The sequence below is a fragment of the uncultured Treponema sp. genome, assembly GCF_945873775.1.
Classification (GTDB): Bacteria; Spirochaetota; Spirochaetia; order Treponematales; family Treponemataceae; genus Treponema_D.
In genome coordinates, this window is sequence record NZ_CAMCEC010000010.1 from 79,344 (window position 1) to 90,281 (window position 10,938).

General features: G+C 40.2%; 11 protein-coding genes. 3 read left to right on the plus strand and 8 right to left on the minus strand.

The features are described from left to right. Positions 1-4: 4 nt before the first annotated feature. The 6 genes from Q0N70_RS06920 to lepB form a co-directional block, all read right to left on the minus strand. Positions 5-1,045 (minus strand): CdaR family protein, encoded by a 1,041-nt coding sequence (locus Q0N70_RS06920; protein WP_294015263.1) that lies wholly within the window; start codon positions 1,043-1,045, stop codon positions 5-7. Next, entirely contained in the window at positions 1,011-1,838 is an 828-nt protein-coding gene (gene cdaA, locus Q0N70_RS06925) for a diadenylate cyclase CdaA (RefSeq protein ID WP_013701353.1), read from the minus strand. Before cdaA ends, Q0N70_RS06920 begins: the two co-directional genes overlap by 35 nt. Beyond that, positions 1,825-2,655, minus strand: a complete 831-nt coding sequence (gene folP / locus Q0N70_RS06930; RefSeq protein WP_294015265.1) for a dihydropteroate synthase — start codon at positions 2,653-2,655, stop codon at positions 1,825-1,827. Before folP ends, cdaA begins: the two co-directional genes overlap by 14 nt. Then, the gene (gene dxs / locus Q0N70_RS06935) at positions 2,652-4,571 is read right to left on the minus strand and encodes a 1-deoxy-D-xylulose-5-phosphate synthase (protein WP_294015267.1); all 1,920 of its coding nucleotides are present in this window, start codon (positions 4,569-4,571) and stop codon (positions 2,652-2,654) included. The genes folP and dxs overlap by 4 nt, the downstream gene beginning before the upstream one ends. Before the next feature lie 286 nt (positions 4,572-4,857). Then, on the minus strand, positions 4,858-6,030 hold the full coding sequence (gene hemW / locus Q0N70_RS06940) for a radical SAM family heme chaperone HemW (protein ID WP_294015269.1): 1,173 nt from the start codon (positions 6,028-6,030) through the stop codon (positions 4,858-4,860). A gap of 6 nt (positions 6,031-6,036) precedes the next feature. Beyond that, positions 6,037-6,732 (minus strand): signal peptidase I, encoded by a 696-nt coding sequence (gene lepB, locus Q0N70_RS06945; RefSeq protein ID WP_294015271.1) that lies wholly within the window; start codon positions 6,730-6,732, stop codon positions 6,037-6,039. Between the two features lie 121 nt (positions 6,733-6,853). On the opposite strand from lepB, the gene smpB reads away from it, so the two are divergent. Together smpB and Q0N70_RS06955 are read left to right on the plus strand one after the other, a co-directional pair. Beyond that, entirely contained in the window at positions 6,854-7,318 is a 465-nt protein-coding gene (gene smpB, locus Q0N70_RS06950; RefSeq protein WP_294015272.1) for an SsrA-binding protein SmpB, read from the plus strand. A 12-nt stretch (positions 7,319-7,330) separates the two neighbouring features. Then, positions 7,331-8,170 (plus strand): hypothetical protein, encoded by an 840-nt coding sequence (locus Q0N70_RS06955; protein ID WP_294015274.1) that lies wholly within the window; start codon positions 7,331-7,333, stop codon positions 8,168-8,170. Here the strand turns inward: Q0N70_RS06955 and Q0N70_RS06960 are convergent. After that, on the minus strand, positions 8,160-8,741 hold the full coding sequence (locus Q0N70_RS06960) for an L-threonylcarbamoyladenylate synthase (protein WP_294015277.1): 582 nt from the start codon (positions 8,739-8,741) through the stop codon (positions 8,160-8,162). The two genes, Q0N70_RS06955 and Q0N70_RS06960, sit on opposite strands and share 11 nt — an antisense overlap. Then, positions 8,728-9,219, minus strand: coding sequence for a septum formation initiator family protein (locus Q0N70_RS06965; protein ID WP_294015279.1), 492 nt, complete (start codon positions 9,217-9,219; stop codon positions 8,728-8,730). The genes Q0N70_RS06960 and Q0N70_RS06965 overlap by 14 nt, the downstream gene beginning before the upstream one ends. 170 nt (positions 9,220-9,389) lie before the next feature. On the opposite strand from Q0N70_RS06965, the gene Q0N70_RS06970 reads away from it, so the two are divergent. Then, a partial coding sequence (locus tag Q0N70_RS06970) for a hypothetical protein (protein WP_294015281.1) occupies positions 9,390-10,938 on the plus strand: 1,549 nt, incomplete at its 3' end.

Here is a 10,938-nt window from a genome sequence, read left to right on the forward strand (position 1 = left end):
ACCTTTACGACAAAACCGGAACTTTAAAAACTGAGCTTGTTGATTTTTTTTCAGGCTCCGGCTCTTCTATAGGAATTTCTTCTTCTTGCTCCGACTTTACAACATTCAGCACAAAGACGCTAAAGCTTTGTGAAGAAACACTAAGATTTCCCGGGGCATCAATCTGAACTGGAACTTCATAAATTCCAGGCTCTGTAATAAAAGCGCAGTCAGCAAAAACATTAAAATTCGCTGGAGAAACTTTTTCAATATCAAGCAAATTTCCTGCTACAGAAAAATCAATTTTGACAGCATCTCCAGAAACTGCAAGGCTTGGCGAAAGGTTTACAAGCACAACAGGAACGCTCTTGAATTCTTTTACAGTTCCTTCAATTACAATTGGAACAGAAACTCTAATAGAATTTTTTTCTCCAAGAATTGAAATATAAGAATTTGTATTTACAGGACTTACAATTTTTGAAATGCTTCCGTCCGCGCCTTCAATTGAAACAGCTCCAACCGGCAGCTTGTTTATCGAATCCACCATTGACGCAGGTCCGCACAAAGTTACAAAAGAAGGCTCAAGCTCAGCAGAAAGGGCTTTGTATCCATGCGCAGGCTTTCCCAAAACAGAAGCGTAAAGAGGAACAGCTTTTGTTGTTTTCTTTTGAATCTGAATTTTCACATTGTCAGGCTGATTGTAAATTTCAAGAGGCTCCAAATCCAGCTGCACAATTTTTTCATCAAGATCAACATAAACCGGAAAATCGTAAATTCCTTCTTTTGTCTGGGACGAAACATCTATAAATGCAGTCAAATCTTTTTCCATTATAGAAGCAATCTGGTCGCGTTTTGTCCTGACTTTTACCTTTATATATTTCACCTGCTCAAGCCCAGAAACAGGAATCATATTTCCTTCAGCCCGGACTTCAAGAGGCACGGAAAAAGTTTTTACATCAAGAAGTGAAATCTGATGAAAAAAATAAATCATCGCAGCCAAAACAAAGCAGATTGCTTTTACAGGCCAGTTTTTAGTTATCTTTGCCAGTAATTGGTTTATGCTCATCAATTGTATCCTCTATAATCTGCTGATCTGGAGTAATATCCAGCTGACGTTCAAGAATTCTTGTAACCTGATCCATTGTAAGGTCATAATGAAGCTTTGAGTCATAAGCAAGGCTGTACGCGCCAGTTTCTTCACTTACAACAAGCACAACGCAGTCGCTTACCTCGCAAAGACCAAGAGCCGCCCTATGACGTGTTCCAAAAGTCTTTTTTATGTCGTACTGCTCGCTTACTGGAAGAAAACAGCCCGCCGCAAGAATTTTTCCGCCCTGAATAAAACAAGCTCCGTCATGCAAAGGCGTATTATGACCGAATATCGTTACAAGCAAACTTGAAGAAAGGTCTGCATTAAGCCTTGTTCCCGTGGAAAGAATATTATCCAATTTTGTGCGCCGCATAAAAACAGCAAGCATTCCGCGTTTCTGCTTTGAAAGCATTTCCGCAGCAATAAGAACAGAATCTACATAAGAATGCTTTGCCCGGCTGCCAAAAGTGAACCATTCAGCCTGACCAAGCTTAAGGAAAACTTTTCTTAATTCCGGCTGAAAAACAATCGCAAAAGCCATCATAAGTCCAGGCGCAATCACCGAAAAAATCCAAAGCAAGGTTCTAAGCTGAAGAATAACTGCAACCGCATAAGAAAGAACAACAACTACAGCCGCTCTTATAAGCTGAATCGCATTGGTTTTTGTTATAAGCTGGTAAGCCTTGTACAGAAGAAATGTAATAATTCCTATATCGAGCACAGGCCTTATAAAATCATATATTTTTATTAAAGTTTCAAACTGATTCATACTTTAAAAGCGATTTTAACACAGCAAGGGTATCTTTACAAGGAGCAACATCATGCACACGGATCATAAAAGCTCCTTTTAAAACTGAAATCAAGTCAGCGGCAAGAGTTCCATAAAGCCTGTCCTGAACTTCGCGCCCCGTAATTTGCCCAATGCAGGATTTTCTTGAAAGCGCCATAAGCACAGGAAATCTTCCGCCGCAAAGAGAGCCGCAGTTTGAAATAAGATTCAAATTTCCTTCAAGATTCTTTCCAAATCCGATTCCAGGATCTACGATTATTTTTTCTTTTTCAATTCCGCTTTTAATGGCAAATTCCGCTCTTTGCTCAAGATACGAACTGACTTCATTAAAAATATTTTTGTATTCCGTGTCTGCCTGCATTGTGGAAGGAATTCCGCGCTTGTGCATCAAAATCACAGGAATTTTCTTTTCCGCGACAAAAAAAGCCAGCTCAGGCTCATCTTCCAACGCTGAAATATCATTTAAAATGTCTGCGCCAGAATTGAACGCAGCCTGCATTACGGATTTTTTTCTTGTGTCAACTGAAATCGGAATATCGCTCTTTCTGCGGATTTCTTCTATGACGGGAACAATGCGTTTTATTTCCTCTTCCGCGCTCACATAATCTGAACCGGGACGAGTAGATTCTCCGCCCAAATCAAGAATGTCCGCGCCTTCATCAATCAGCTCAAAAGCAAGTTCTGCGCCGCCTCTGCTTCCGCTGAAAAAGCTGTCTGGAGTGCAGTTTACAATTCCCATCACAAAAGCCGGAGAATCTGTTGAAATTTTTCTTGAAGCCAAATTTAAAGTTTTCATATCCGCATTAGCTCCTTAGCAGCATTTACAATTTTTTCAGAAGAAAGTCCGGCTTCGTCCAAAATCTGATTGCGGTTTCCGTTTGCAACAAATCTGTCAGGAAAAGCAAGAACTGCAGTTTTCAAAAATGAAGTTTCAGGAGAACTGCGCACAAAACTTTCAATCCATTCTGAAATTCCGCCAATCTTTACGCCGTCTTCTATAAAAACAATTCCGTAATAAAGCTTTGCAATCCCAGCGAAATATTTTTCATCAAAAGGCTTTATAAATCTAAGAGAATAAATGTCAGCGTCAATTCCGTCCAAAACAAGCGCGCGTGCAGCCCTCAATGTCTCTGAGAAAACACTTCCAGTGCAAACCAAAAGCACTTTTTTTCTCCAAGAATCTTCGCCCTGCCCAAAAGAAGAAATGGACGGCGCAAAATCCGTAGTCTGCAAAAGAACGCCTTTTCCGGGTTCTACAGGAGCAGAAAACGGTTCAAGCTCGGAAGGACAAGACATTTTAGGCCAGCGGATTACAACAGGACCTTGCGCTTTATTCACTGCCCATTCAAGGCAAAGATCCATGTCTTTTTTTCCCGCTACGGAAATTATAGAAAGATTCGGCACAGGCCTGAAAAGCGCAATATCAAAAATTCCCTGGTGAGTTTCTCCGTCAGAAGGAACAGCTCCAGCGCGGTCTAGGGCAATTACAACGTGCCTGTTTTGCAGCGCAATGTCTTCTATAATTTGGTCAACGCTTCTTTGGATAAAAGTTGAATAAATTGCGACAACAGGAATCAGTCCTCCAGCAGAAATTCCGCCTGCAAAAGTTACAGCGTGCTCCTCTGCAATTCCAACGTCAAAAAATCTGTCTTTAAATTTTCTTGAAAAAGCGTCAAGTCCAGTTCCTTTTGACATTGCCGCAGTAACCGCAACAATTTTATTGTCCGCCTGAGCCATTTCTACAATTTTATTGCTGAAATTTTCTGTAAAGCTCAAGTTGTCAAATTTTTCAACAATTCCATCGCTTATATTAAAGGGCCCGACCCCATGAAATACAGACGGATTGTTTTCTGCAGGACTATAGCCTTTTCCCTTTTTTGTTACAACGTGAATTACAACAGGCCGCGGAATTTTTTTCGCACGGTTAAATACACGCTCCATCTCGTCAATGCTGTGTCCGTTCAAAGGTCCTGTATATTCAAATCCAAGGTCAACAAAAAGATTATTTGTAAAGAAAAGTCCTTTAAGTCCGCGCTTTAATCTAAAAACAACTTTTCCAAGCCAACGGTTAAAATAAGGAATTTTATCGATAAGGCGGTCAACTTTATAGCGGAATCCGTGGTAGCTGTCAGAAAAAGCAAGGCTAGAAAGATAACGTGAAATTGAGCCGACATTCTTGTCAATTGACATCTGATTGTCATTTACAACAACAATCAAATTTTTGGCAAGCTGACCTGCATGGCTCAAGCCTTCAAACGCCATTCCGCCTGTAAGAGCGCCATCGCCGATTACAACAACAACCTTGTCTTTTCTTCCTTCAAGTTCCCAGGCAGACAAAAGCCCCAGCGCAGATGAAATGGAAGAGGAAGCGTGTCCTGCATCAAAATAATCGTGAGGACTTTCCTTGATTTTTGTAAAGCCAGAAATTCCGTCCTTCATTCTTATTGACGAAAATGAATCGTAGCGGCCAGTAAGAATTTTATGAGGATAGCATTGATGGCTTACATCCCAGATAATGGCATCTTGCGGACTAGAAAAACTTCTATGCAAGGCAATTGAAAGCTCCACAACGCCAAGGTTGCTTGCAAGGTGTCCGCCGTTATGCCCTACAACTTCTATAATCTTACTGCGGATTTCTTTTGCCAGTGAAGGAAGAAGCTTTTTTGGAATAAGCTTTAAATCTTCAGGCGAATGAATATCATTTAAAATCAAGTTAAAGCTCCAAAAACACAAAAAAAAGACCGCAGTCAAATAAAAATAACCGCGGTCTTCATGAAAAAAGGCCTTTTGAAATAATCCAATAACCTTGCAAAAAATTACAAAGCTATCTTACTTACTCTTATGGCGATTTCTTCTAAGCTTCTTCTTACGCTTATGTGTCGCTATTTTTGCGCGCTTTCTTTTCTTTCCACAAGGCACAGTAGAACTCCTTACTATAATAAGTTCTCTTATTATGCGGAATTTCAGATTTTAAGTCAAGAGAAAATATCAATTATTGCTAAACCTCAAGCAGAATTTTATTTAAAAATAAGATTGAATCTTCTGTAAGTGAAAAATTTTTAGAACCGTCTGGATTTTCCACAGTTTTCATTCCGAATTTCTTTACATGTTCAAGACGTTTTTCCAAGTCGCCACGCCACGGCTCAACAGAACAAAAATTTTTTCTATACTGAGCTGAATTCAAGCCTTCAAAAGTCCTAAGCCCCATCATCAAAAACTCAAATTCACGTGTTTCAAGGTCGAATTCTTCTATGCTCCTTGGAATTTTTGACTCAGAAGAAAACGGCTGGCTCCAGAAATCCTCGTATTCCAAAATATCTTCCGTGTTTGTCCAGCGAAAACTTTTGTTCCCGTAAAATGTTCCGCAGGCAGAACAGCCAATGCCAACATAATCTTTTTGCGCCCAGTAAGAGCTGTTGTGAATGCTTTTTTTTCCTTCACGGCAAAAATTCGAAACTTCATACTGCAAAAATCCATTTTTTAAAAGCAAATCGCGTCCGGAAAGCCACTGGGAATCAGCCTCGTCAAAGTCGAACTTTATTTTTCCAGACGAAATATTCTTTGCAAGCGTAGTTTTTTCTTCAACAGTAAGCGTATAAAGTGAAATATGTCCCGGATTGTACGAAATGATTTTTTCAAGTGAAGAAAGAAACTCTTTTTCGGACTGGCAAGGAAGTCCCGCAATCGCATCAAGGCTAAGCTCGCCCTTCCAGCAGGATTTTACCATTTCTAAAGCCGCAATTGCTTTTTCCGCACCGCAATGACGCTCGACAGATTTCAGTGCATTTTCATTTAATGACTGAATGCCAAGCGAAAGGCGCGTAATGCCATTTTTCCAGGCGGAATCAAGTTTTTCCCTTGAAACAGATTCAGGGTTCATTTCAATTGTAAATTCCAAAGGCGGAACATTTTTACAAAGGCAGGAATTTTTAAAGTAAACTGAAAGTTTTTCAATCTGAGCGGCAGACAAAAGGCTTGGAGTGCCGCCTCCAATGTAAATTGTGCGCCAAAAATCAATTTTGTGCTTTTGCGCATAAAAAACGGCTTCATTTTTTAAGCATTCAAGGTACAAGTCGTCTATGCGCCCGGAATTTTCTACGCTGAAAAAGTCGCAGTAGCTGCATTTTTTTAGGCAGAACGGAATGTGGACATATAAAGCCGCGCTGTTCATCAAAAATCAGTAGAGTCTCATTTTTCCAAGCGGAAAGCACTGCCAGATTACACGTCCTTTTATCCTTGACGAAGGAATTTTTCCGTATACACGTGAATCAAGACCTTCTATGCGGTTGTCGGCAAGAACAAAATATTCATTTTTTCCCAAGGTTGCTTCTTCCATCTGGCCGGAGCAACCCATTCCGTCCCACTCAACCGGAACTGAATAAATGCTTATATTATAAGGCTTTGAAGCAAGCTCGAATTCAGTAAGATAATGCGACTGTCCAGCAGGCTTTACATAAAGCACAAAATCCTTCATATAATATGAGTCCCCGGGAAGAGCCACAACGCGCCTTACAGAGTCTTTTCCAGTCATTCGCGAATTTCTTCCAAACGGAGAATATTTTTGCAATGTAAAAAATTTTACAGCGGCATTAAGGAACTTCTGTCCTGCCGAAAGCTTTTCGCCGTCCATGCGCGAAAGATACACAACCTGCCCACGGGACGGACTTCGCAAAAACGGACATACAAAGACAATTCCGCCCTTGGACACGTCAGTTTCCATTGACGATGAATTTATAAAAGTTGAAAATAAAATGCAGTTCAAAAAAACTGAAATAAAAACAAAGACTGAAACCACAAAAACAACAGCGCGCATTAGCTTAACCTGCTGCTTTTTCTTATATTCAAATGAATAATCACCTACATTCTGTTTCATGCACAAACAATAGCAAAAAAGAACTTTATTATCAAGCAACATATTTTTTGCGGCGTACTGAAATTTCTGCTTCAAAAACTCTTGTTGAAACTATTTGAAAAAAAATATACTATTTATAGATATGGAAGAAGCACGAAAAATTGTCGCACAAAACAGAAAGGCACATTTCAACTACATTGTAACAGACTCTATTGAATGCGGAATCGCGCTTGAAGGCTCGGAAGTAAAATCCATAAAAGCCGGAAACATTTCATTTGGAGACAGCTTTGCTTTCATAGAAAACGGAGAAGTCTGGCTTCAGAACTTTCATATTTCAGAGTATTCATTTTCTTCGGTATTCAACCATGAGCCAGACAGAAAGAAAAAGCTTCTTCTTCACAAGGACGAAATAAAAAGGCTTCAGAGAAAAACAGAGGAAAAAGGATTCACGCTTGTTCCGCTTGAAGTTTATTTGAAAAAAGGGCTTGTAAAAATAAATCTCGGTCTTTGCAAAGGAAAGAAAGAATTCGACAAGCGGGCCGCAATAAAAGACAGAGATGTAAAGCGCGACATTGCAAGGGAATTCAGAAACAGGCTGGACGGATAAAGGGAGAAATAGTTGCAGAGCAAAAAAAATCCTGCATTAAAAATAGTTATCCTCTTTTTGGCATCTCTTGCATTTTCTGCGGAAACCGTGGACTTTTTTGCGACCGTTTCGTCTTCAAAAGATTCCAACATGATAAAAATGACCACGGATCTTTTTTTCTCGCAGTTTCAGACTGTGGACGGATATTCAGTAAACGACAGAAGAAACGAAAACTACAATTCAAGCGCAGAAACCCGCAACATTTCATTTTACGCGGAAATTCAGGAAGACACGGACGGCGGCTGGCTGTGCACATTGAACGCAATAAAAGCTGACGGCAAGCAAAATGTAAGCTCCACAAAAAAATACGACACTTACTATAAAATTATTCTTGACGCAAAGCCTTCACTGGAAAATCTTCTGCAGAATCTTTCCGGGAACATTCAGCTTCCTTTGCCGCAGGGAACACAGAATCAGGAAAGCAAAGAACCGCAAACTTCTTCTGCAAGCGAAAATTCAATAGAAGCAATCGCAGGAACTTGGACAGGCGAGCCGCTGATAGAAAAAATTTTAATTTTAAGAGGCGGACGCGGCTTTGTTATCTTTAAAAATGGCGCAAGCATGAATATTTCAATAACAGTTCAAGGAAATTCTATAAAGATAAAGCAAAACGGAAAGCCAAACGCTTCATTTTTCCCTGAAATTCCGCGCCAAGACGCATTGAAAAACGCGGCAACCGCAGCTCCTGTAGAATGGAACATGACACTTTCAGGCAACACGCTTTCTGGAAAAAAGACAACTCTTGTAGAAAACAAAAGTTCCCCTGGAGGAATTTCGCAGGGAGAAATTGAAGTTAGCTGGACTAAACGATAACGCTTCCCTGCCTCAAAACTTTCCAGCCGCCATTTTCCAAAAGCACAATCGTTGAAGGCAAAGAGCCTTTTTTGTCTCCGTCGTCAATAATCAAGTCAACTTCATTTGCGAATTCTTTTTCAATTCCGCGGACTGAATCCAAGACAGGGCTTCCGCTTCGGTTCACGCTTGTGCTGTAAATAGGAAATCCGCATTCAGCAATTACATTTCTAAGCCACAAGTCTCCCGGACATCGGAACGCAACAGTTGCATTTTTTTCAGAAAAAGGAAATTTCAACGGAACTATAACTGTCAAAGCTCCGGGCCATTTTTGTGCAAGCTGTTCTGGAATTTTAAAGTCAGAATATTTTGATATTTCATCTGGAGAAGAAACAAGCTGAATAAAAGGCTTTTTTTCTTCCCTGCCCTTTATTTTTCTTATTTTTTCGTCTGTGCAGAATTTTTCCTGCAATGAATTTTCAGCAATTCCGCTGAATCCGTAGACAGTGTCTGTGGGAAGAACGCAAATTTTTCCACGCTTCAAAAAATCCGCCGCAATATGCGCAGACTCTTCATTTTTACTGCATATCATAAACTGCAATCCCGCCGCTTGAGAATTTTTTTCTTGAAGGAAAATGAATGCATCCTTTCTGCAAGTCAGCTAAAAACAAAACAAAGTAAGCCAAAATCATTATAGTCAGCGCAGAAGATTTGCAAAGCCATTCCGGAATATATTTTACTTCATGGTGACGGACTAAAGTTCCAGGATCAAAAATATGAGTTTCCCGAGAAGCAAGCCCTGAAATTTTTACAAGTTTTTCACTTTCAGAGACGTAGCCCAGTTTTTTTGCATAAGAGGCAATAACATCGAGGTCTTTTTGAAGCGCAATCTGCTCAAGTGAAAGCTCATCGTAAGTTTTTTCAATTGCAGCTGTATGCGCGCTCAAAAGTTGTTTCTGCTCCTGAAGCTGCTTCATAGCCCAAATTCCGTCGCTTCCGCCTATAAAAGCCATGACGGTATAAAAAAAAGTGCCTATGAAAAATGCCGAAAGCAGTCTGAATCTTTCCATTATGAATTGAATTTCGGCAGTTTTAAGGCAAAACTGAACAGCGCATATAATTTTTTTCTGTGGAATTTTTTTTCAATATATAGTAAAATATCTGTGCTGATTTATAATAATAAAGCCGATAATTTAATAAGAATTTTTTTAAATGCAAATTTCTTAAAAGGGGATTCTACATGAGCGAAACACCAGAAAACAAAAGCGAACTCGATGAATACGGTGTATGGATAAAAAGCCCTGCGCCAGCTGAAAAAAATGACGACACACAAGCGCAGAAACCAGTAGAACTGCCAGATGATTTTTCACTAGACAACATAGAAATTCCAGAAATTCCCCTTGAACAGAGCATCGGAGAAGACTTAGAAAAATCCGTAGACGTAGAACCAGAAGAAATTCCGGCTGTAGAAGACGTAGAACTTCCGAACAACGAAGAAGCCGCCATTGCAGACGAAATTTCCAAGTTAAACAGTTTTGATGATTTTGAAACATCTCTTCCGGAAGAACCAAAGCCAGCAGAAACAGAAGAAGTTCCTGCCACAGAAGAAATTCAAGCAGAGCCAAAAGCAGAAGAAGCTGAAAAAGTTCCAGAGCCAGCAGCAGAAATTCCAGACGGCGAAATAGACTTAGATTCATTTTTGGACAGCAGTTCTGATTCTCCATCGCAGGACGGCGAAGTTGATTTAAGCGCATTTATGGGCGGAGACTCAAGAAACTCGCCAGACTTTGGAGACGGCGACATTGACTTGGACGCTTTCATGGACGGAGCATCTTTTGAAGGCGAAAAAGAAGAACAGGCAGAAATTGAAGAAGCAGATCCGCTTGACATTGACCTTGACTTTGAAGAGCCAGTTCTTGAAGGAAGCGACTCAGAATCTCAAGAAAATGAAGCCGAAGACAACTCCGAAGATTTCGACTCTCTTTTTGAAAATTTATCAGATGAAACTCCAGAATTGCCAGATCTTCCAGAAATAGAACAAGACGCTTCCCCTTCCCCTGCGGCAGTTTCAACAACTGATTCAGAAGAAATTGATCTTTCAGACTTTGGATTTGAAGACAATTCTGAAAACTTAAATCCTGTTTTGGGCGATGAAAAAGAGAAAAAAGAGCCGGCAGGTCCAGTTGACTATGAAATGAATGTTGACATTGAAGATGACAACGAGCCTCAGCCTGAAAAAACAGAAAAAACATCCACTTCGGAATCTTCTGACGATGACGACATCCAAGTTGACATTTCGCAGGATTCAGAAAAAGCAGTTCAAAAAGAACAGGAAACAGACCTTTCTTCGCCAGATGATAGTTTTGACATTGATTCTATTTTTAACAATATTGAAGACGAAAACGGCCAGACTGTAGATTTTTCAGCAAGCGAAACTCCTAAAGAAGAAGCAAAAGAACCAGCTAAAGCCGAAGAAATTCCAGCAGAAACAATTGCAGATGATTTTCCAGCAGCAGAAACTTTTCAAGAGCCTGAACCAGAAATCGCGCAGCCAGAAGAAACTTTAGAAGAGACGCAAGAAGAAAACGTTTCCACAGAATCATCTGACACAGAAATTTCTTTGGACGATTTTATGGGCGAAGAAGGCTTTACAGACGGAGGTCCGGGCGTTACAGGTCCTTACAATGAAGACGGAACTTTGATTCAGCGCGAAGAAAAAAAAGAGCCGGCCGCGGAAGAACCTGAAACTGTAGAAGAACCTGAAACTGTAGAAGAACCTGAAACTGTAG

Coding starts and splice junctions, on each gene's coding strand:
- Q0N70_RS06965 (WP_294015279.1), bottom strand. CDS start 9,219: ATGGAAAGATTCAGACTGCTTTCGGCATTTTTCATAGGCACTTTTTTT.
- cdaA (WP_013701353.1), bottom strand. CDS start 1,838: ATGAATCAGTTTGAAACTTTAATAAAAATATATGATTTTATAAGGCCT.
- Q0N70_RS06920 (WP_294015263.1), bottom strand. CDS start 1,045: ATGAGCATAAACCAATTACTGGCAAAGATAACTAAAAACTGGCCTGTA.
- lepB (WP_294015271.1), bottom strand. CDS start 6,732: ATGAAACAGAATGTAGGTGATTATTCATTTGAATATAAGAAAAAGCAG.
- hemW (WP_294015269.1), bottom strand. CDS start 6,030: ATGAACAGCGCGGCTTTATATGTCCACATTCCGTTCTGCCTAAAAAAA.
- smpB (WP_294015272.1), top strand. CDS start 6,854: ATGGAAGAAGCACGAAAAATTGTCGCACAAAACAGAAAGGCACATTTC.
- folP (WP_294015265.1), bottom strand. CDS start 2,655: ATGAAAACTTTAAATTTGGCTTCAAGAAAAATTTCAACAGATTCTCCG.
- Q0N70_RS06960 (WP_294015277.1), bottom strand. CDS start 8,741: ATGATATGCAGTAAAAATGAAGAGTCTGCGCATATTGCGGCGGATTTT.